The sequence below is a fragment of the Acinetobacter sp. PW68 genome, from assembly GCF_020982655.1.
Classification (GTDB): Bacteria; Pseudomonadota; Gammaproteobacteria; order Pseudomonadales; family Moraxellaceae; genus Acinetobacter; species Acinetobacter towneri_A.
In genome coordinates this window covers 2021569-2043902 of the sequence record NZ_JAHZSX010000001.1, presented here as the reverse complement: position 1 = coordinate 2043902, position 22334 = coordinate 2021569, and the positions used below count along the sequence as shown (strand labels likewise).

General features: G+C 40.7%; 18 protein-coding genes, 1 other RNA gene, 2 pseudogenes and 1 other annotated feature. Of the genes and pseudogenes, 11 read left to right on the top strand and 10 right to left on the bottom strand.

The window, feature by feature from the left end:
• Positions 1-26 precede the first annotated feature (26 nt).
• Positions 27-883 (bottom strand): annotated as a pseudogene (locus K1T76_RS09735) (TonB-dependent siderophore receptor); the annotation flags it as partial.
• 392 nt (positions 884-1275) lie between these two features.
• On the opposite strand from K1T76_RS09735, the gene K1T76_RS09730 reads away from it, so the two are divergent.
• Positions 1276-2495, top strand: a protein-coding gene (locus K1T76_RS09730) for an IS3 family transposase (protein WP_180106673.1) whose coding sequence is annotated in 2 segments (ribosomal slippage) — positions 1276-1552 and positions 1552-2495 — 1221 coding nt in all. Because the reading frame shifts where the segments join, the coding sequence is not laid out codon by codon here.
• Positions 1551-1667: a sequence feature (AL1L pseudoknot), on the top strand. It overlaps the preceding gene by 117 nt.
• A gap of 40 nt (positions 2496-2535) precedes the next feature.
• Here the strand turns inward: K1T76_RS09730 and K1T76_RS09725 are convergent.
• Positions 2536-3092: pseudogene (locus tag K1T76_RS09725) on the bottom strand (tyrosine-type recombinase/integrase); the annotation flags it as partial.
• A gap of 179 nt (positions 3093-3271) precedes the next feature.
• Positions 3272-3631, bottom strand: a transfer-messenger RNA (tmRNA) gene (gene ssrA, locus K1T76_RS09720).
• Between the two features lie 128 nt (positions 3632-3759).
• On the opposite strand from ssrA, the gene glpK reads away from it, so the two are divergent.
• Positions 3760-5244, top strand: a complete 1485-nt coding sequence (glpK, locus tag K1T76_RS09715; RefSeq protein WP_230245230.1) for a glycerol kinase GlpK — start codon at positions 3760-3762, stop codon at positions 5242-5244.
• Between the two features lie 131 nt (positions 5245-5375).
• On the opposite strand, the gene K1T76_RS09710 is transcribed toward glpK, so the two are convergent.
• Together K1T76_RS09710 and K1T76_RS09705 are read right to left on the bottom strand one after the other, a co-directional pair.
• Positions 5376-6734, bottom strand: a complete 1359-nt coding sequence (locus tag K1T76_RS09710; protein ID WP_230245229.1) for an NAD(P)-binding domain-containing protein — start codon at positions 6732-6734, stop codon at positions 5376-5378.
• Between the two features lie 627 nt (positions 6735-7361).
• Positions 7362-7568, bottom strand: a complete 207-nt coding sequence (locus K1T76_RS09705; RefSeq protein ID WP_019838358.1) for a hypothetical protein — start codon at positions 7566-7568, stop codon at positions 7362-7364.
• Positions 7569-7966: 398 nt separating this feature from the next.
• Here K1T76_RS09705 and sbmA point away from each other — a divergent pair, with 398 nt between their 5' ends.
• Together sbmA and K1T76_RS09695 are read left to right on the top strand one after the other, a co-directional pair.
• Positions 7967-9160: a peptide antibiotic transporter SbmA gene (gene sbmA, locus K1T76_RS09700; RefSeq protein WP_230245228.1), complete on the top strand. Its 1194-nt coding sequence runs from the start codon at positions 7967-7969 to the stop codon at positions 9158-9160.
• Between the two features lie 314 nt (positions 9161-9474).
• Positions 9475-10407, top strand: a complete 933-nt coding sequence (locus tag K1T76_RS09695; protein ID WP_230245227.1) for a hypothetical protein — start codon at positions 9475-9477, stop codon at positions 10405-10407.
• A gap of 216 nt (positions 10408-10623) precedes the next feature.
• Here the strand turns inward: K1T76_RS09695 and K1T76_RS09690 are convergent, their stop codons facing one another.
• A complete protein-coding gene (locus K1T76_RS09690; protein ID WP_326845736.1) occupies positions 10624-11229 on the bottom strand; it encodes a hypothetical protein in 606 nt (201 codons plus the stop codon).
• A 77-nt stretch (positions 11230-11306) separates the two neighbouring features.
• Between K1T76_RS09690 and K1T76_RS09685 the strand changes: the two genes are divergently transcribed.
• Positions 11307-12521 carry a hypothetical protein gene (locus K1T76_RS09685; RefSeq protein ID WP_230245225.1) on the top strand — a complete coding sequence of 405 codons (1215 nt, stop codon included), beginning with the start codon at positions 11307-11309 and terminating at the stop codon, positions 12519-12521.
• 29 nt (positions 12522-12550) lie between these two features.
• Here K1T76_RS09685 and gatB read toward each other — a convergent pair whose 3' ends face one another.
• From gatB to gatC, 3 genes are read right to left on the bottom strand one after another with little or no spacing between them, the layout of a single operon-like run.
• Positions 12551-14026, bottom strand: a complete 1476-nt coding sequence (gene gatB / locus K1T76_RS09680) for an Asp-tRNA(Asn)/Glu-tRNA(Gln) amidotransferase subunit GatB (protein ID WP_230245224.1) — start codon at positions 14024-14026, stop codon at positions 12551-12553.
• Positions 14026-15504 (bottom strand): Asp-tRNA(Asn)/Glu-tRNA(Gln) amidotransferase subunit GatA, encoded by a 1479-nt coding sequence (gatA, locus tag K1T76_RS09675; RefSeq protein ID WP_230245223.1) that lies wholly within the window; start codon positions 15502-15504, stop codon positions 14026-14028. Before gatA ends, gatB begins: the two co-directional genes overlap by 1 nt.
• A 52-nt stretch (positions 15505-15556) precedes the next feature.
• Positions 15557-15871, bottom strand: a complete 315-nt coding sequence (gene gatC, locus K1T76_RS09670) for an Asp-tRNA(Asn)/Glu-tRNA(Gln) amidotransferase subunit GatC (RefSeq protein ID WP_004975405.1) — start codon at positions 15869-15871, stop codon at positions 15557-15559.
• A gap of 137 nt (positions 15872-16008) precedes the next feature.
• Between gatC and K1T76_RS09665 the strand changes: the two genes are divergently transcribed.
• The 6 genes from K1T76_RS09665 (at position 16009) to K1T76_RS09640 (ending at position 20770) form a co-directional block, all read left to right on the top strand.
• Positions 16009-17055: a rod shape-determining protein gene (locus K1T76_RS09665; RefSeq protein WP_326845735.1), complete on the top strand. Its 1047-nt coding sequence runs from the start codon at positions 16009-16011 to the stop codon at positions 17053-17055.
• 16 nt (positions 17056-17071) lie between these two features.
• Positions 17072-17929, top strand: coding sequence for a rod shape-determining protein MreC (gene mreC, locus K1T76_RS09660; protein ID WP_019838366.1), 858 nt, complete (start codon positions 17072-17074; stop codon positions 17927-17929).
• Entirely contained in the window at positions 17916-18422 is a 507-nt protein-coding gene (gene mreD / locus K1T76_RS09655; protein WP_230245222.1) for a rod shape-determining protein MreD, read from the top strand. Before mreC ends, mreD begins: the two co-directional genes overlap by 14 nt.
• Complete coding sequence (locus K1T76_RS09650; RefSeq protein ID WP_230245221.1) at positions 18410-18976, top strand: Maf-like protein; 567 nt, start codon at positions 18410-18412, stop codon at positions 18974-18976. The genes mreD and K1T76_RS09650 overlap by 13 nt, the downstream gene beginning before the upstream one ends.
• A gap of 39 nt (positions 18977-19015) precedes the next feature.
• Positions 19016-20470, top strand: coding sequence for a ribonuclease G (rng, locus tag K1T76_RS09645; RefSeq protein WP_230245220.1), 1455 nt, complete (start codon positions 19016-19018; stop codon positions 20468-20470).
• A gap of 129 nt (positions 20471-20599) precedes the next feature.
• A complete protein-coding gene (locus K1T76_RS09640; RefSeq protein WP_019838370.1) occupies positions 20600-20770 on the top strand; it encodes a PA1571 family protein in 171 nt (56 codons plus the stop codon).
• A gap of 42 nt (positions 20771-20812) precedes the next feature.
• Here the strand turns inward: K1T76_RS09640 and K1T76_RS09635 are convergent, their stop codons facing one another.
• Positions 20813-22192 carry a WS/DGAT/MGAT family O-acyltransferase gene (locus tag K1T76_RS09635; protein ID WP_070155090.1) on the bottom strand — a complete coding sequence of 460 codons (1380 nt, stop codon included), beginning with the start codon at positions 22190-22192 and terminating at the stop codon, positions 20813-20815.
• Positions 22193-22334 lie beyond the last annotated feature (142 nt).

The window sequence follows — 22334 nt, the reverse complement described above, 5'->3', positions numbered from 1 at the left end:
ATAGGTATGGGATTCAGCGGACGCTTACGTTGATATTTAGAGATCGGTAGGGCTTTATTGGTTTTTGGGTCAAAAACGGTAGAGCGGTCAAAAGGTACATCAAAGTGACGATATTGATAACTCAGGTTCACTTTAGTTTGACCATTATCCCATGCGACAGATGGAGCAATTAAAGTCTGTTTGAGATTACCAAAATTACGCCAGTAGTCTGCATCGGAATGATCTGCAATAAAGCGATAAGCAAAATTACTGTCACCAATTGCACCCGTAGTATCTATGCTTGCACCTAAGCCATTTTTACCTGCTGCATAGCTTGAACCGTAAACGGAAAGTTCAGTTTTCTGAGTCGTCTCAGGTTTTTTTGTAATGACATTGATTACACCACCCGGGTCCATAATGCCATAGAGCAATGAAGAAGGACCTTTTAATACTTCAACTTGTTCAACTGCCGCATTCATGGTTCGGCCTTGCACAATAGGCATACCATTTACGGTAATTGAACCGTCACGGTTATCACCAAAGCCGCGTTTCATGACCGTGTCTTGTGTGCCCCCTAAATATTACCCTGTGTAATGCCGCTGACTTGAGTCAGTGCATTGTCCAAGTTCGCAGGTAAATAATCTTTCATGTATTGCTTAGATACAACGTTAACAGTTTGGGGGCTTTCTAGATTTTTTTGTTTGCCTCTGAGGGTCGACGCCGTTTATGTTGCGATATAACTTGAGTCTGCTTCAGCCTGAACTTTAATCGTTTCTAGTTGTTGCGGTTGAATCACGGTTGCTTCTGCCCAAGACATCATCGGGATGAAGGATAAAATTAAGCAGCTACTATGTTTTAAAATTTCAACAGTAATTAAATTTTTACGTGGGGAGAAAGCAAACATACGTATACCTAAGTAATATAAAAACATGAAAGGCAAAAAAAGAGCGACGATTCAGTGAGGAACAGGATTGCCGACTAGGCTCAAAAAAGTGTGTAAAGTATATATAAATGAGACTCATTTGCAATGACTTGCCAGCAACAAAGCTGCAGGAATAATTAGCGGCCGTTTATATTTATGGTTCACAATTAAATCTATACAGTTAGCTAGAAAAATATAGCTCTTAACCGTGGGGGTAACTCAAGTTTGCTCACAGGCAACATATTTTGTTTTTTGCCTTGTTGCAGACAATTTGTATGACTTCAAGTGGGTTGTAGTCCATAGGTCCAGTGACCTTTGCAAAATTGAACCGTACCGGGTTTGTCGGAGACCACTTTTCTTGAGAGAATGTCCCGATGAAAAAAGTAAAATACACCCCTGAAATCAGAGATAGAGCGGTTCAATTATTGATTGAATCCGAAAAAGATTATCCATCGAATTGGGCTGCGATCACAGCAATTGCGCCTAAGATTGGTTGTACTCCTGAAACACTTCGTGTTTGGTATCAAAAATATTTAGATAAACAAAATCCAGTTAAAGTACAGCAGCTTTCAGACCAAGAACGTATCAAACAACTCGAACGCGAAAATAAAGAACTGCAACGCGCCAATGAGATTCTACGTAAAGCAGCCGCTTTTTTCGCCCAGGCGGAGCTCGACCGCCCACACAAATAATGGTGGATTTTATCCATAACAATAAAGATCGATATGGTGTTGATGCGATTTGTAGGATTTTACCGATCGCAGCTTCAACCTATTACCGAACTTTAGATCTCGCTGACAATCCAGAACATCGAGCGAAACGAGATCTACATGATGAGCATCATGCTGAACAAATTCAACGAATTTGGAAAGAAAGTTCAGGTCGATATGGTGTGCGTAAGGTCTGGCAACAATTGAAACGTGAAGGTTATGTTATCGCACGTTGTACAGTTGCTCGATTGATGCAGAAGCTAGCTATACAAGGTGTTTGGCGTGGTAAGAATAAACAAACCACCCGTAGCCGAGATGATCAAAAAAGAGCAGATGATTTAGTGAAACGTAATTTTAATGCTGATCATCCTGACCAACTGTGGGTGAGTGACTTTACGTATATTCAAACTCATTCAGGCTGGGTCTATACCGCCTTTATTATTGATGTGTTCTCACGAGCAATTGTTGGATGGAAAGTATCTACACGGATGAATACAGATATGGTGCTCGATGCACTTGAGCAAGCATTGCACGATCGAGGCATGCCAAAGAATGTGATTCATCATTCCGATAGAGGTGTTCAATATCTTTCTATTCGCTATACCAATCGTTTAGAAGCTGCAAATTTACGAGCATCAGTCGGTACGACTGGTGATTCATACGATAATGCTTTGGCTGAAACGGTGAATGGCTTATACAAAACAGAGGTGATTGAATATTTAAAAGCAGATTGGCAAGGTTTAGCAGATGTACAACTTGCGACACTAAACTGGGTAGATTGGTTCAATAAAAAGCGTGTACACAGTGCACTGGGTTATGTATCGCCTTTTGAGTTTGAAGCAATGTACTATGATAAGATTAACCCGTTAGGTCAGGTGGCCTAACTTAAATAAAAAAGTCTCCGACAAACCCGGTACGGTTCAAATCGTAAATGTCACGACACATAGCACGGATGCGGTTCACTTGTTCATAAATCTTATGTTCTTGTTGTATCCCTTTTAAATGATTCATCCATTCAATCGGACGGATAGAGGTATATAGGCGTTTACCAAAAACAGGGTAGATATGTTTTTCTAATGCTCCCTTATTTCGAGTCATAGTGTCAGCGACCCATCTATTTTGTTTGGTATCTAACCATTCCTTTGCCGATACTTCAAAAGTGGCATTGTTATCTTCAAGTTCTTTCCGCTTTCGTTCCTGTTTGGTGATGATAGGATTTTCACCTTTACTAATATCCGTAATGAGTTCTTGTGCCTTTTTTCGTGCTAGTTGCCCACTTATTTCAGGATAGCCACCAATACCTAACCACGACCATTTACCATCAGGCTTTTTATATCTTAATTGCCAAGATTTATTTCCATCAGGTTTGACACGGAAATATAAGCCTTTACCGTCTAGCTCCCGATATTCTTTTGATTTAGGCTCAAGGGTTGCAAGTCGGTGGCTGCTAGTGGTCTGCGTTTTATGTCTGTTCTTTTCAGGGCTTGTACACCAACGGATTCAATAAATCTTGCAATGTACATGGTAGTGTACACGGTGTATGTACACTGTAGATAGTTATATTTGGTTATGTTTAGGCAAGAAAAAAGGCTCAATCCCTTTAGAATCAAGCCTTTATCTTTTAAAACTTGGCATATTTTGCCATGTTTTGTTAGGTATATGGTGGAGGTGGCGGGAGTTGAACCCGCGTCCGCCAACACTACACTCGAGAATACTACATGCTTAGATATCGTCTATTATTTTAACACTCTAAGACCCGACGAACAGGGTTCAAAGTGCGATCCTCTAAGTTTGGTATAAAGTCCCGAGGCTCAACTTTATACGGACTTGTGTGCGTGCGCTTCAGTCGGGTTCACTGACCACAAGTATTCAGTGAAGCGGACAAGCTGCCCTTAGGCAGCTAGAGCGTAAGATTCGTCGTTTGCGACTATTTTAATGCAAATTTGATTTACGAGAGAAAATGCGCTCTCGGCATGCATCTATGAGCTTCATCATCAGCGTCGAAGCCAATAACACCCCCATATCACAGCGCTATCATAGCATAGTTGGCAAAAATTACGATGTATTTTCTGCTCAATTAAACATTTCAATGCGCTTAGTTACATAATTGCGCTAATATTTTCTTTTTCAAGTCAAATACAAAAAAATATGGGTTATTTACTAGCACTCGATCAAGGCACAACCTCTAGTCGCGCCATCATCTTCAATGAACACGGACAAGTTCAGGCTACGGCACAACGTGAAACCCAAATTCAGACTCCGCAATCAGGCTGGGTGGAGCAAGATGCCCAAGAAATTTGGTCAAATCAAATTGCAGTGGTGCAACAGGCATTGGCAACTGCAGGTATTTTGGCCAAAGACATTTGCGCAATTGGAGTAACCAATCAACGTGAAACCACAGTAGTGTGGGATAAACGCACAGGCAAACCTCTAGCGCCCGCAATAATTTGGCAAGATCGTCGTGCGGCGGATTGGTGTCATCACTTGATTCAAAATAACCAGATGCAATTGATTCAACAAAAAACGGGTCTGCGTATCGATCCATATTTTAGTGCAGGCAAGCTGGTGTGGCTGCTGGAGCATGTCGGTGGATTAAAAGCATTAGCACAGCAGGGGCATGTGGCTTTTGGCACCATCGACAGTTGGCTAATTTGGAATTTGACCCAAGGTGCAGAGCATGTCATTGAAGCGAGTAATGCCTCAAGAACCATGTTGATGAATTTACATCGTCAAACTTGGGATGAAGAATTGCTGGAATTATTTCAAATTCCTGCATCCGTTCTACCCAAAATTATTGCATCCGATAGTTATATTGCAGATACGGCAACAGGTTTATTGGGCGCAAATATTCCCATTACAGGTATTTTGGGGGATCAGCAAGCGGCATTATTTGGGCAATCTTGTTTGGAGGTTGGCACAGCAAAAAACACCTACGGTACAGGCTGTTTTATGTTGTTCAATACAGGCAATCAGGTGCAGTTTAGTAAAAATAAATTACTCACCACTTTGGCGTGGCAATGTCAAAATCAAACCCATTTTGCCCTAGAGGGCAGTGTCTTTATGGCTGGGGCTGTGGTGCAATGGCTACGGGATGGTTTGGGGATTATTCAACAAAGCTGTGATGTTGAACAACTCGCCAATAGTGTAACTTCGAGCGAAGGGGTGGTGCTAGTTCCGGCTTTTACAGGACTTGGAGCGCCACATTGGGACAGTGAAGCGCGAGCGCTTTTATGTGGAATGTCACGTGGCACGAACAAGGCACATATTGCGCGTGCTGCCTTGGAATCTATTGCATTTCAAGTGTCGGATGTACTTTCTGCGATGCAATCCGATTTAGATCATCCACTGAAAGAACTGCGGGTCGATGGTGGGGCGAGTCAAAATGATATGTTGATGCAATTCCAAGCCGATATTTTAAATGTGCCTGTGTTACGTCCTAAAATGTTGGAATCAACTGCTTGGGGAGCAGCAGCCATGGCAGGTTTAAAGGCGGGTGTATTTTCTGACTTATCTGAAATTTCAGCATCTTGGCAGTTAGATCGGTTATTTGAACCTCAAATGAATGAAGCAGAGCGGGCTGAACATTTAGCGCGTTGGCAACAAGCCTTAAAACGCGCCAAGTCAGATTTATAATGAGCGCTATTTCTTAAATAGCGATAAGTTAAATAAATCTTAAACTACAAGCCTCATCAGCTGTGTTTATCAGGCTTGTAGTTATTTTTTCTTCGTTACAACAAGCGTGCATTGATCTTATAGATCACGCCTTACATTGCCTCACGTTGAGCTTCATCTTCCAAATAACTTTCCAGAGAATCATCTAGTGCATACAGCCATGGTGTGTGATGAGGCTTGGCCATTTTTCCTGTCATCACTGAGCGATAAACTTTATCTCTAAAGCCCATAATATTTTCTTTTTTATGCTTTTTCCATTGCATGAAAATATCGTGTACTGCATCAATATTGAAAGATGGATAGTCGGTCTGCGCAATCAGGCGTTTGATGTAATCACCTTGGAAACGCGCGGATTGTTCATCATTCATTAAGCATTGTTCTTTTTCATGTAAGGCTTGGGTATGGCGTTGCATTTCGTCTGTGCTTGGTAACGCAATTTTGCCCAAAATCACATCACGGACAAACCATGCCTGCGCATCGAACATATTGAAAGTGTACCATTGATCTTGCATGCCTAAATAGAACAAACGAGGATTCTTTTCCCACACCACGCCCTGATATAAACCTAGAGGATAAAGACAGTTATGCGTTCTGAGGCGCAAGTTATCTTCAATAAATGGGAAATGGTGTAAATAGCCCGTACATAAAATAATGGCATCAATTTTGGCCGATGTTCCATCGCCAAAATAAGCAGTATTTTCGTCTACACGCAGTAATTGTGGTTTTTCAGACCAGTTTTTTGGCCACTTAAAGCCCATGGGTTTAGTGCGATAGCAACTGTAAATTTGTTTGGCGCCGTATTTATAGCATTGTGAGCCAATGTCTTCGGCAGAGTAGCTGCTGCCCACCAGCAATACTGTTTTACCTTTAAATTCCAGTGCATCACGGAAATCATGTGCATGTAGAATACGACCATGGAATTGATCAAAGCCTTCATAAACAGGTACGCGCGGGGTAGAAAAATGCCCCGAGGCCACCACGACATAATCAAACTGTTCTGAATAATGACGTTGTTGTGCGTAATCTTCGACATCAACTGTAAATTTTTGCGTCGCATCATCATAATGAATATGTTGAACGGCAGTGTTAAAGCGGACTAAATCTTTCACCTGCGCTTTTTCTGCACGCCCTTGAATATAATCCCACAACACTGCGCGTGGCGGATAAGACGCGATGGGTTTTTTGAAGTGTTCATCAAAAGTATAATCGGCAAATTCTAGTGCTTCTTTAGGGCCATTTGACCATAAATAACGGTACATACTGCCGTGGACAGGTTCACCATGTTCATCTATACCTGTGCGCCAAGTATAGTTCCAGAGTCCACCCCAATCATTTTGTTTTTCGAAACATACAATTTCAGGAACTTGTAGACCTTTGGCCTTTGCTGACTGAAACGCTCTTAATTGGGCCATGCCGCTTGGGCCAGCGCCAATAATTGCAATTCGATCCATTGCTATCTCCATTAGTTTTTGAGTTCTTAATTACTTCTCCAATTTTGAGTGACACAATTCAGGATTTTAAATATCCGCATTATTAAAATAAGCAAATACAATCCTAAATTTAGAGGTCAAATAGACCTTGTCAAAATAGGATGTGAATTAAAAAAATAGAAAAAATAAAATACACAAAAGACAGTAAAAATTGCTTAAGCAACTCATCTTTATAAAAAAATGTATTTTACAAGAAGCATGATCTTATCATAATTTCTGATTGATTTTGGCTTTTCTTAGTTGTAAAAGTGAATTTGAGGTCATTCTGTTAATGTGGTTAATTTTACCTTTTGGTATATTTAATTGATTCTTAAGTAATTTTCCCTATGGTCTCTAAATAGAATTTGGTTAGATTTTTTTAAAATTTGTTTGAATTGAAGTGCTTTAAGGGCGCTGAGAAACTTTTTTGTGAGCTCACTTACAATGATGAAAGATAACAGCAATAAGAAAGCAGAGTAGATGATTGCGATTCGAAGTTCATTGAGTGAGGTTTATCGTTTGTGGAGTAAAGGATAAACAGAGAAACTTAAACATTGGATGAACTAGGCGCACCCAATGTTTTTAATTTTGAGTAGAGATAAAGAAGAATTAAAGTTTACGCCACACCTTATTTTCATCTTCTAAAGCGATAGTAAAGTTAAATTCGTCATCTACGGTCACTAAGTAAGAATTAGGATTAACCAATAGAACTTTTAAAATTGTACCTTGCTCGAATTCAATTGGTGCGCAGTTTTCTTTACGTAGAACAATAGGTTCAAGTAGCTCAATAGCAATGTTTTCTGTTGGAGATTCCATACCGCACCCTAAATGAGTTATTTTTAATCAACTGTATTATATAGTAAATTGATGAATAATCTACACAAAATCGTAAATTTGTGTCGGGTTTAAACATTTGGTATTTAAATGGTTGGTCAAAAAAACGCAATAAATATCTCCAATACTGCATAATTTGACACTTTAAAAATATAGAGAAAAATTGCAATTTCATTTAATTTTTTAGATGAATGGCAAATGAACAGCGCAGTAAAATATAGCCGATTGATGAAATTTACAGTTTTCAGTATAAAAATAAAATTATTGCTGAAAAAACAGCGTATAAAGTATAAAAGTTAAAGTATCCATCCACGCTTTTTTAAGTGGTGAAGGCACTGGGTTTTACATTCCAATTTAAAAAATAAAGGCTTTTTGTCTGCATGTTTAAGTCATTTTTTCCAAATCCAAAGTGGTTTTTTATTTCATTGCTTTTTTGGTTCGCGATCAATCTAGCTTTGTGGTATTCAGGCGGTAGCGCATGGGGCAGTTGGATTGGTTTCCCGCAAGGCTATGCCGAAGCAACATTACCCATCGATGTCAGCCGTTTTTGGTCACCTGCATTTTTATGGTTTTACCTGTGGTTTTTTGTGGCAACGACGCTGTTTGCCATTTTCTGGAAACTTAAAGCAAATCACCCATGGCAGCGCTGGTCGGTATGGGGATCGGCATTCATCCTGTTTAATATTTGGTTTGGGGTACAAGTCAATGTTGTGGTGAATGCTTGGTACAACCCATTTTATGACCTGATTCAAAAAATGCTCAGTAGTGGCGGTGGAGATGTCAATGAACTCTATGCAGGTGTGCTGACCTTTTTATACATCGCCATGGTAGCAGTGACCTTAATGGTTTTGAATTTATTTTTTGTTAGTCACTATGTTTTTCGTTGGCGTACGGCAATGAATAATTATTACACCGCACATTGGGAAAAACTCAGACATATTGAAGGGGCTTCACAGCGTATTCAAGAAGATACCATGCGCTTTGCCAGAACCATGGAAACTTTAGGGGTAAATTTAGTCGAAGCCCTAATGACTTTGTTGGCATTTTTACCTGTGCTGTTTAGTTTGTCTGTGCATGTCAAAGCCCTGCCTATAGTGGGGGAAATTTCGTATGCCTTAGTTTGGGCTGCAGTGGGTTGGGCAGTATTTGGTACAGTGGTGTTAATTGTGGTGGGTGCGAAGTTACCAGGTCTGGAATTTAATAACCAAAAAGTTGAGGCGGCTTATCGTAAAGAATTGGTTTATGGTGAAGATCACGCTGAACGTGCTGATCCGCTGAGTTTAAAAGAACTGTTTAGCAAAGTGCGTTTGAACTATTTCCGTTTATATTTCCACTATGCCTATTTTAACTTGGTACGCATTTGGTACATGCAATTGGACAATATTTACGGTTTATTTGTATTGTTCCCAAGTATTGCCGCAGGGGCTATTACATTAGGTTTGATGATGCAAATTGCCAACGTATTTGGCAAAGTTCGTGAATCTTTTCAGTATCTGATTGCATCTTGGCCAACCATTATTGAGCTCTTGTCTATCTATAAGCGTTTAAAAGCATTTGAATCGACATTGGATTAATAGTTGTGGTGGCGACATCCATGATTTGTTGTGGATGTCGCGTTCACATGTTCAGAACCGTGATTGCAATATAAATAGATCTGAACAGTTGTATAAAAATAATATGAGTGATAGTGTTCAAAATCATAAAAAACTGTGATGAATTGGATTGTTTTATAAAAATATCAAACTCGATTCAAATAAAGCGATGATTATTTAACTATAAAATCAAGGTGTTAGATTTGTTATTTTTCGCCAATTCATATATTTTCATTCCTATAAAAACAATTGAGAATTGAAACGTGACCTGCAAAAAAATACTTTTAATGGGGGGGATGGGCAGCCTATTATTTGGTTGTGCAACAGTCGATCAATATAGCCCAAATTCAGTGAAGCATTTTGCATCTCCACAAGAACTAATTGTTCAAAAAAAATTAAATCAGCCCAGTGGTGGTGCTAAAGAATATGTCTATTATTGGGGCCCGCAGCGTAAAGATCAACCTGCTGAATCTATGCTGCCACGTAAATATCTAGGCAGTTACTGTCAGTCACAAAATGGACGCCTCACCCTTGCCTATAAAAGCTCAATGAGTTTAGTCAAAAATGCATGGTCTAAAAAATTACTCAATACTTATCGAGATGTAAAACAGGGGATTGGGGCATACCGTTGTGTAGGTAATCAGGGTGAAAATTGGATCGTATCCATTGAGCCTGTGGCAGAGCGCCAGTTAGAACAGCGTGGTGAAGCGCGAGAGGTGAGTTTGGTCACTAAAATAATGTCTGAAGATGAAGCACGACGCTTTTACCGTGCGACTTCTGAATCCGCAAAGGCAGGACCTAAAGCAACTCCAAGTAATCCCAAAACAATAAATAAAACCAAAGTTGCTGAAGTGAAAGAAAAACCTGAAGAGAAAAAAGAGCCAGTGGCTGCATCAGTAAAAACAGCTCCACCACGTGTGGTTGAAACACCGCAACAGCAACAGACACGTTTATATGTTGCGGCACGTCGCGATTTAAACAGTGGGCTTAATCAAATTAATGCCTGTAATAATGCGCAACGTGCTTATAACTATGGCAAGTTGCAAGGCGCAGAAGGTACACGTGTTTATACAGAATCTGGCATGTTGGTGGCACGTTGTTTAACGGGAGTTTCGAATTATCGGAGTCGTTTCCCAAATTCAGATGCGCAGGCAAAACGTATTTTGCAGAATTTAGCCAATAATTATAATCATGCAGGGGCTAAGAATATGTTAAGAGGCATGAAATGAGGAGCGCATAATTTCTGATCTGCTCTTCATTTTAAAATTTAAATATTCATCTCTCCCTTGCACCACAGTGCAGTTTATCACTAGTGCTTGTTTTAAAGACCTTTTCAATATCTAATATTAAATTTTTGATGGCATTTAATTGGTAATGGAAGCTCCTTCTCCCACTGGGATGAGTAGTACTGCTGCGCAAGGGGGAGGGTAATTTAAAAGAGAAAACTAAATAAGATCAGGATAAAACTGCTCAAATTCTTGATTCACTGCTTCCCCACGTAATAAATAGCCTTTGGGTTGGATATAACTATAAATTTCCCGTGTTGGCTGTTCATGCCAACCAATATTAAAAGCGCACAGTTTTGGGAAAAACTGCATATAACTATAGTTCAAGTGGTTATGAATCCAATAGGCGAGTTGTTGCCAATTGGCTTGATCTTTTTCATATAGCTCTAAAAATGATGGAATGACAATACACGCCGTTGCCCCATAACCTTTTGCATCGGGGTAGTCCCAAATGTGACTGGCAAAGTTTTTCTCGTTACTGGCGCAGTTATGTCCTTTTTCATTACCAAGTTGGTTTACGCTTGGTGAGCGATACGCCGAGCGAATCGCAATTCGTCCAAATTTTTCTTGTAATGGTTCAAGCAATTGTTCGCACAGTTGTGTGCCTGTGTAGATGGTTTTTTCAGGATGGTCGGGGAAGTTCGGCACACCGTACCAATTGGCGATTTCGCTATAGAGAAAGTCACGCATAAAGAAGGACTTTGACAGCTGGACGCGCCCTAAGTCTTCGAGTTTGGTGATTGAGGTTACTTTTTTGATGTTCATGTTGTTTTAATTTACTAGAGGTAATGAATATTATATAGTAATTGTATGAAAAAATTATTTATAAATATCAGGGCAATATGATTTCAAGATTATATTTTGAATGCTTAACTTGTGATGGGTTTATAATTACTAGAACACAAATTTCTCATGGATTGAAGCAGGAGTTACACTTTACATGTCCACATTGTGAGGCTAATTCTAAATTAGTTTTGTTATTAGATAATCCACCACAGGTGAATATTTCATTCAATGAGTTAGAAAATCTAATTTATGTTGAAAGTGAAGATGTGGATGAAGAAAAATCTTTAGTAGTTAATCTCAGTACAGATTTCACAGTACCAGATGAGGTTAGGAATAAAGAATTATATTCATCATTTTTGTATCAAATGCAGGAAATTCTTAAAGAAGCTTTTGGGGAAAATTATAATCCGGAAAAGATAGATGGAGTAATGGGAGTTTCAAACATTGAAGAAATTTGGAAAGATTTATATAAGGCATACAAATTTAATACCAGAGGAAATTTACTTCAAAGAGATAAAATCATTCAAGGGAAGGAGTTAACCGAGTTAATATTTCGTTTTATAGGGATGTTTATTGGTAGTGAACTGCTAACGAGGGATATGGATATATTTGGAGATTTTTCTAGAAGTATTTTACAAAAAAATAAGACAGAATTTCACAGGTTTGCCAAAGATGAATTATTGCCTAAACTAGAAGAAAAAATTAATGACTATATGGAGGTTTTTGATACTTTCTTTTCAAATTATCAAGAATTTAAGCAAATGAATTTGCAAGCACGTTTAGAGGTTGAAACATTTAAAAATTCGAAGGTTTCGTCAAATAATTTTAAGCGTACAAAAATGATATATGGTGAAATTTTTGAGGTTTTAGGTTCAAATATAAACACGATAGCTTTTTTAAATAATATTGAAAATCAAAGAAAATATAATGAATTTCAAAGTGAAAAATTAACATATCAAAGGTACTTAACTATTGATAAGGCAACAAAGATGAAGTGTTTTGAGGAGAATACAAGTATCTTTAATATTTTTAGTCGGGAATATGATAGTAAATTAAGAAATGCAACTCATCATAAGTGGCTGAAATATAATGAATCTACGCAGATTATCACCTGCCCGATATCTGGCTCTAGTTCTGAAAAAATCACGTTGTCCTATACAGAATATTTATTGAAGACAAATAATATAGTTATGTCACTCATGATTTTACTTTCATTTGAATTAGGAATAGCTTTTAACCTAGGATTTCGCTTAAATAAAAACCCGCTCTAAAGCGGGTTTTTATTTAAAGAAAGATCAGATCAACCAATCAATTTCTTCATCAATTCATTTACTTGCGCAGGGTTAGCTTTGCCTTTCGCAGCTTTCATCACTTGACCAACAAGACCGTTAAAGGCTTTCTCTTTACCAGATTTATACTCTTCAACCATTTTTTCGTTGGCAGCGAGAACTTCTTTAATGATTGCTTCAATCGCGCCTGTATCAGTTTCCTGTTTCAAGCCTTTTTCAGCAATAATTTCATCCGCAGATTTGCCTTCGTCCCACATAAAGCCGAATACTTGCTTTGCAATCTTACCGTTAATTGTGTTGTCCACAATACGCGCGATCATACCGCCAAGTTTTTCCGCAGATACAGGAGAATCAGCCAAATCTAAGCCTGCTTTATTTAAAGCACCTGAGAATTCACCCATTACCCAGTTTGCCGCAATCTTACCTTGTGCAGCACCGCCAGCAGCTTTCACCACTTCTTCATAAAACTCTGACATTTCACGAGTTAATGTAAGCACGTGAGCATCGTAATCAGTTACACCAAAGTCCGCCACGAAACGTGCACGACGTGCAGCAGGAAGCTCAGGCATAGTTGCTTTAATGGCTTCAATTTGCGCATCAGGAATAATCACAGGCAACAAGTCTGGATCAGGGAAGTAGCGGTAATCGTTCGCTTCTTCCTTTGAACGCATTGAACGAGTTTCCATCTTCACAGGGTCGAACAGACGTGTTTCTTGGTCAATCGTGCCATCCCATTCCAAAATTTCCATTTGACGTTCAATTTCAACATTGATCGCTTGTTCAATGAAACGGAATGAGTTCAAGTTTTTAAGCTCACAACGTGTACCGAATGGCTGACCTGGTCGACGTAGCGACACGTTACAGTCCGCACGGAATGAACCTTCTGCCATGTTGCCGTCAGAAATGCCCAACCAACGTACCAAAGTGTGAATTGCTTTAATATAAGCAACCGCTTCTTCAACTGAGCGCATATCGGGTTCAGATACTATTTCCAATAAAGGTGTGCCTGCACGGTTTAAGTCAATGCCTGACATGCCTTCAAATTGGTCATGGATTGATTTACCCGCATCTTCCTCAAGGTGCGCACGAGTTACGCCAATGCGTTTGGTTGTGCCATCTTCAAGTTGAATGTCGATATGACCCAAGCCTACAATCGGGTTGTCCATTTGGCTAATTTGGTAGCCTTTAGGCGAGTCTGGGTAGAAGTAGTTTTTGCGCGCAAACACAGAAGCTTGGTCGATGTAAGCATCAATGCCCAAACCAAAACGGATTGCCAAATCCACCACTTCTTTATTCAGCACTGGCAAAACGCCCGGCATGGCTAAATCAACAAGGCTGGCTTGCGTATTTGGGTCTTGACCAAATTCGGTTGATGAACCTGAGAAAATTTTAGAATGGGTTGCAAGCTGAGTATGAATCTCAATACCAATCACGACTTCCCAACCATCAATCAGGTTTGATTTTGGTTTAGCAGTATTCTTCGCCATTATGCGTTCTCCTCAGCAATTGCAGCGCGTTGAGTATGCCAATCGGTCGCTTGTTGATACTGATGTACCACAGATAGCAGTTGCGATTCAGACCAATAATTGCCAATTAATTGTAAACCCACAGGCAAGTGATCTTGGTCAAAACCAACAGGCGCACTAATTGCAGGTAAGCCCGCTAAGTTCACCGCGATGGTGTAAATATCACCCAAATACATTTCAACAGGGTCTAAAGACGCGCCAATTTTGTAGGCAGTTGTTGGTGCAGTTGGTGCTGCAATCACATCAACCTGTTCAAAGGCTTTTAAGAAGTCTTGCTGAATTAAACGACGTACTTTTTGCGCTTTCACATAGTAAGCATCGTAATAACCCGCAGAAAGAGCATAAGTACCAATCAAGATACGACGTTGCACTTCTGCACCAAAACCTTCAGAACGTGAGCGTTTGTAAAGGTCTAAAATATCTTGAGGATTTTCTGCACGGTAGCCATAACGCACACCATCGTAACGAGAAAGGTTAGACGATGCTTCTGCAGGCGCAATCAGATAGTAGGTGGGTACATAGGCTTCAGTCATGTTGAGATCAATCTCAACCAATACTGCGCCCAATTCTTCTAATTTTTTTAGTGATTCTTCAACACGTGCTTTCACCGCAGCATCTAAACCAGCCACATTGAAGTATTGTTTCGGAATACCAATGCGTAAGCCTTTGAGCGTTGTTGCATTCAGGTTCGCCACATAATCTTCAACCGCTTTATCCATAGAGGTTGAGTCTTTGGCGTCATGACCTGCCATTACATTCATTAAATATGCGCAGTCTTCTGCAGAGCGTGCCATTGGACCTGCCTGATCTAAAGATGATGCATAAGCGATGATGCCGTAACGTGAAACACGTCCGTAAGTTGGTTTGAGACCAGTCAAACCACAGAAAGACGCAGGCTGACGGATTGAACCACCTGTATCTGTACCTGTAGCAAATGGTGCAAGGTCAGCCGCCACGACAGCAGCAGAACCACCTGACGAACCACCCGGTACATGGTCAAGTGCCCATGGGTTTTTGGTCGCGCCATAGAACGAACTTTCAGAGGTTGAACCCATTGCGAATTCGTCCATGTTCACTTTACCCAAAGTGACCAAACCTGCATTTTTACCTTGTGCCACCACAGTTGCGTCATAAGGCGAGATAAAATTGTCCAGCATTTTTGAACCCGCAGAGGTTTTAATGCCTTGAGTACAAAAAATATCTTTATGCGCAACAGGAATACCTGTTAAAGCTGTCGCTTGACCTGCCTGACGCAACGCGTCGGCTGCATCTGCCTGAGCAAGTGCAACCTCATTGGTTACGGTGACATAAGAGCGTACTTGCGGATCAATTTTGGCAATACGTTTTAAATAATGTTCTGTTAGTTCGCGAGAGGAGAATTTGGCTGCCGCTAAACCCTCAGAGATTTCACGAATCGATAAGCGATGTAAATCTGTCATGAGAAAAATTCTTTTACCTTTTTATGAAGTCAAAATGTAACAGCCGAATAAATTATTCAATCACACGTGGAACAAGGTACAAGCCATCCTGAACTGCAGGGGCAACAGCTTGATATTGCTCACGATGATTCTGTTCGGTTACGACGTCTTCACGTAATGGTTGCGGGTGGTCAAATGGACTTTTTAAAGGCTCAACGTCATCGGTATTTATGCCTTTTAAGCTTTCCATCATGCCTAAAATTTTATTTAGACTTTGAGCATACTCAGCAGATTGCGTATCATTGAGTTTAAGACGAGCAAGATGGGCAATTGCTGAAACTGTTTGTGCATTTAAATCTGCAGAATGCTGAGCATCCGAGGTAGACATAACATCACCTAAAATCAGTATTAATAAAAAATTTCAAAATATCGTGCGTTATAATAAGCGATTGACTTGTTCAACGCACCACATTTAGTTAAAGTTGCCAACTTGCGTCCACATAAAGTTTAATCGAGAACGACTCCGTGATTCTAAAACGACTAATTGGCTTGTTTTCGCCAGACCTAGCCATTGATTTAGGTACAGCAAATACACTTATTTATGCGCCAGGACGAGGCATTATATTAAATGAACCGACGGTTGTGGCTATTCGTCACAGCGGTTCACAAAAAATTGTTGCCGCAGTCGGTCTTGATGCCAAACAAATGTTGGGTCGTACCCCAGCAAATATTTCTGCAATTCGCCCAATGAAAGATGGAGTCATCGCTGATTTTGAAGTGACTGAAACCATGCTGAACCAATTTATTGGCAAAGTGCATGAAAAGCGTTTATTCCCACCTGCACCGCGTGTAGTGGTGTGTGTACCATGCAAATCGACTTTGGTAGAGCGCCGTGCGATTCGTGAAGCCGTGTTTAATGCGGGTGCGCGAGATGTACGTTTAATTGAAGAACCCATGGCTGCGGCAATTGGTGCAGGTATGCCAGTCGAGCAAGCTTGTGGTTCAATGGTGGTAGATGTTGGTGGGGGCACGACAGAAATCGCGATCATTTCATTACAAGGTTGTGTTTATTCTGATTCATTGCGTATTGGTGGCGATGTGTTTGATGAGCAAATCATTAACTATGTACGCAAGGCTCATGGTTGTGTGATTGGTGAAACCACAGCAGAAACCATTAAGAAAGAAGTCGGTATGGCTTTGCCAGATGAAGGTGCTAAACCACTGGAAATTGAAGTGCGTGGTCGTAATTTGGCAGAAGGTGTGCCACGTGCCATTACGGTAACTTCTGATGAAATTACCCAAGCTATTTCTGATCCATTACAAAGTATTGTATCGGCAGTAAAATCTGCACTGGAGCAAACTCCACCTGAACTTTCTTCAGATATTGCAGAGCGTGGAATTGTGCTGACTGGTGGTGGTGCGTTAATGCGTAACCTAGACAAGCTTTTGGCACAAGAAACAGGCTTACCTGTGGTGGTTGCTGAAGAACCATTAACTTGCGTGACCCGTGGTGGCGGTAAGGTCTTGGAATTCTTTGATAATCCAAACCACGATATGTTATTTGTTGGCTAATACATAGGATTCGGCGGTGCAAACTAATCTGTTTTCCAGACAACCGCCATCTTTTCGCTCTTTTATCATTGCGGTAATTACTTGCTTGGTCATCCTGTTTTTTAACTGGCGTGTTCCTCATGTAATTCAACCCGCACGTGATGTTTTGTATGCGGCATATAATCCAATTTATGCCCTTGCAAGCTATCCTGTATTGTCGCGAGAATGGCTAAGTCAACAAAGCAAGTCTGAGGCTCAATTGCGTCGTGAAAATACGGCGATGCAGGCAGAGCTATTACAGGCTCAAGTCCGTTTGCAAAAGTTATCTGAACTCTCTGCAGAAAATACCCGCCTGCGTGGTTTACTCGATACTCCTCTAATTATTGATGGACGCATGGAAATTGCCGAAGTGATTGGCACAGATGCCGATCCTTTGCGTCACATTATTGTGATTAACCGTGGTTCACAAAATCAGCTCAAAGTCGGGCAAACCGTTTTGGATGATAAAGGCATTATGGGGCAGATTATCGCTGTGTATCCACACAGTAGCCGTGTCATGTTGCTTTCTGATAAGGAACATTCGCTTTCGGTGCGTTTAGAGCATACAGGCATGCGTGCGATTGTGTCAGGTACTGGCGATTTGGGACGTTTAAAAATGGAATATGTGCCGACCAGTGCCAATATTCAAGTTGGAGAAAAGGTCTATAGCTCAGGCTTGGGCGAGCATTTTCCCGCAGGGTATTTGGTTGGCAGCATTACCAAAATCAGCCGACATAATTCTGGTGAGTTTGCACAAATTGATGTGATGCCTGCAGCACAATTGGCGGGTGGTCATCATGTAGTGGTGCTTTTCTCAGAATCTTTAGCGAAGGAGCAGCCAAATGCCAATCGCTAAAATTGGACAAACTCGACTGGGACAAAATAAGAATAAAGATCCACTATTTCCGATTATTTTTTCTGTAATTGCTGCATCTGTACTCATGGTGTATCCGCTGTCTTATACAGGCTCGGGTTGGCGACCATTGTTTATGTTGATGGTGACCTTGTTTTGGGTGCTTGGGCAACCAACTTGGTGTGGTATTTGGTTTGCCTTTGGTACAGGCTTGTTTGCAGACTTGCTCCTCGATGCACCTTTGGGCATGAATGCCCTAAGTTTTGTGGTGATTACTTTTGTGGCGCGTTTCCTGACTCGTGAGCGCCGTATTATGACGTTTGCGAATTTATGGGTCATTAGTGTAATCGCAATTTTGGCACACCTCGCTTTGATTTGGGTGTTGCAAGTCATGGGTGGGATTCAATTCCCATTTGCGCGTCATTGGCAACCTTTGCTGAGTAGTATTTTACTTTGGCCTGTGCTGTATTATTTCTTGCGAAAATGGCGCATTTAATTCTCGCTTCAAGTTCACCGCGTCGTCGGGAACTCCTACAACAGCTCGGACTTAAATTTGAAATTTACAGTCCAGATATTGATGAATCTATTTTAGCGGGCGAAGATGTAGCCACATATGTTGAACGTTTGGCGTGTGCCAAAGCAGATGCCGTTTTGCAGCTATTTCCTGATGCTATGGTGATTGCTGCCGATACCAGTTTGGGCGTAGATGGGCAGATTTTTGGAAAGCCGGAATCCAAAGCACATGCCTTTGCCATTTGGTCACAACTTTCTGGGCGAAAACATGATGTTTTTTCAGGCGTTTGTGTGGGTACAAAACAGAAAAAATCCAGTATAGTGGTACGTACACAGGTTGAATTTCAATCGCTTAGCCTAGATGATATGGAAAGTTACTGGGCAACAGGTGAGCCCATTGGAAAAGCGGGTGCTTATGCAATTCAAGGCATTGCAGCACGTTATATTCCGCGTATTGAGGGCAGTTATAGCAACGTTGTTGGCTTGCCACTCTATGAAACCGTACAGTTATTACAAACAGTTAAGGCACTAAATTAACTGCTGCACAAAAATCTTTATAATGTTTTGAGTTTTATTATGTCTGACGAGTTGTTGATTAATGTCACACCGATGGAGTGTCGGGTGGCGTTAATTCAAAACGGCACGGTCAATGAATTATTCGTTGAACGTACTGCCAAGCGTGGTCTGGTAGGCAATATTTATAAAGGCAAAGTCGTGCGTGTGTTGCCAGGTATGCAAGCTGCTTTTGTCGATATTGGTTTATCACGTACTGCTTTTTTACATATTAATGACATGATTTGGCCACGTAGCCAGCCGACACCCAATGTATTTGAGTTGTTGCAGCCAGGGCAAATTCTCACGGTACAAGTCATGAAGGATATGCTAGGTACTAAAGGAGCCCGACTGAGTACTGATCTTTCCATTCCTTCGCGTTATTTAGTGTTAATGCCCTATGGTAGTCATATTGGCGTATCACAACGTATTGAATCGAGTGAAGAGCGTGAGCGTCTACGCGGGATCATTGAAACCATTCAGGCCGAGCATAAACTGCCAGGTTCAGTGATTGTTCGCACAGCAGCCGAAGGCGTCGATGAAGCGGCCTTAGTGCAAGATATGTGTTACTTGGCAAAATTGTGGGAATACATTCAGCGTAAACAAAAAAGCATTGCTGTGCCTTCCTTGATTTTTGAAGAGTTGCCCTTACCGCAACGTGTAATTCGTGATTTGGCAAATGATAACACTGCTAAAATTTATGTCGATTCACGTGAAATTCACGCCAAGTTAAAAGAATTTGTGGATGAGTTTGTGCCCAGTATGCACAATCGCCTGATTCATTACCCAGGTGAACGCCCACTGTTCGATTTATACAATGTCGAAGAAGATATTCAAAAAGCATTGCAAACCCGTGTGGCATTAAAGTCGGGTGGTTATTTGATGATTGATCAAACCGAAGCCATGACTACTATTGATGTAAATACGGGTTCTTATGTCGGTGGTCGCACTTTAGAAGACACTGTATTTAAAACCAATATGGAAGCCACGCAGGTCATTGCCCGCCAATTACGTTTGCGTAATTTGGGCGGTATTATCATTATTGACTTCATTGATATGCAAGAAGTGCAGCATCGGGATGAAGTTTTGAGTCAGTTTGAGCGTATGCTTGAACGAGATCATGCCAAGACCAAAATAACCCAAGTATCTGAACTGGGCTTGGTCGAGATGACCCGTAAACGTACCCGTGAATCTTTAGAACATTTACTTTGTGAAGCCTGTCCAACTTGTCAGGGGCGAGGATATGTTAAAACAGCAGAGACAGTGTGTTACGAAATTTTTCGAGAAATTTTAAGATATGCACGTGCATTTGAATCACAACGTGGCTTTACTGTCGTTGCGCATCCAGCAGTGATTGATCGTTTGTTAACTGCAGAAGCGCCAGCAGTGGCAGATTTAGAGCACTTTATTAGCCGTGTAATTAAATTTCAGGTGGAAAATTTATATACGCAAGAGCAATACGATATCATTCTGAGTTGAAATTGTAACAGGATATCGCTAAACAGTTGTTACATCTGAAATTTTACTTTTTTGAGCGAATTCTCAATACTAAGGATACAGCGTAGCCAAAGCCGAATATCTCCTTCGGTTTAGCAAATGAGGTATGTCATGGGTATGAGTGAAGTCGTAATTCAAAAGAGTTTAAAAGTGTTAGATCGTAAAGTGACACATAACGGTTATATTGTGGATGAGCAAGGTAAAGAAACTCAAATTACCACTGCAATGATTAGCGCAGTTTGTCAGCAATTATTAAAACAGTGTCGTACTATTCAAAAATAAGGGGCAGCAATTGCCCCTTAATTGTTTTGATGGATTGGCGTATCAATCCACGATTTTATTGACCCCTTCAGGTGCATCAATAATCTGTTCAAAACGCTGAATTTCATCTTCCAAGTGCTGCAATAAGTTTTGCATTTTGGGTAAGGCTTGACGACAAGCGGTTAAACCAACTTCCAATTTGTCTAAATAGCTAGTCATGGTAATGTTTAAAGCTTGCCCATCTAACACAATTGAAGCAGGATAAAGCGCATCTAGTTTTGCACCATTCCAATACAAAGGTTCACGCGGACCAGGTACATTAGAAATCACCAAGTTAAAGGCCTGACGCTTTGGCATAATACCTGACAAAATATTTAAACCTGCAGCGCCGTAAACAAAAGCACTATAGTTCATAATCTGATTAGGATTCATGCGCTTAAAACGCTGCTTAGAATTTTGCACACTGCGGCGCACAATTCTTAAACGCTCAAGCGGATCTTCTTTGTGTGTACCTAAGTTGGCTAAAATCATGGTGATTCGATTGGATACTTCAGAATCGTCATCACGAATAGAGGCAGGTACCATCGCAATGAGCGGTTTTTTAGGTAAGGCATATTGGCTGAGTAAATACTCACGTAATGCGCCTGAGCAAATTGCCAGCACCACATCATTAATAGTTACACCCAAAGCTTTGGCAATACGGTGCAAACGTGCAAACTCAAAAGATTGAGCGGCAAAACGACGTGAGGCGCTCACACGTTGGTTTAAGATGGTGCTTGGTGCTTGGAAGCTGGAGACATAATCAGGGTTACGTCCCATATCTTTGGCAACAGTTTGTGATACTTCATAAACTGCGCGAGGGGTTGCTTCAAACTGACCTTTAAGTCCACCAAAAATTTTCTTTAAACGGCTGACTTTCGGTTCTTTCAGACGTTTAGCACGTGGGCCTTCTACACACCAAGGTGGTACAATTCTTTTTGCATTTTCGTCGTGCGAAAGGGATTTTTCCACCAAACGCATGCCAGCAATACCATCTACCATGGCATGATGAATTTTAAAGAACATCGCAAAACGATTATCTTCAATACCTTCAATAATATGGCAAGTCCATAAAGGTTTGGCGCGATCAATCAACGAGCTGTGTTCTTGTGAAATATAAGTTAATAATTCACGAATACGGCCTGGCTTTGGCAAGGCGATATGACGGAAGTGATGATCGAGATCGAACTCTTCATCTTCATCCCAAAATAGACCATTGAGCTTATTGTTAAATGGTGCAATAGGCATTGACTTTGAATTGCGAATATCGGCAACCAAGTCTTGAATAAAAGTGTCTGGCGCATGTTCTGGAATTTGGAATAGGAATAATCCACCCACATGCATGGGCTGTTGACGTTTTTCGAGTGACAGGAAAATAAAATCAATAGGGTGTAATGGTCGCATATTGTGGATTGCCTCACTGCAATTTCTACGCCTGTTCTTTGCTGAACGGGCTTTTTAGAGTTATATAAGATTTAATTTCAGTATATCTTTTTTATCAAACAAATATAGTGGTTTTTGCGCCATCATCCGTCAATAAAAATCA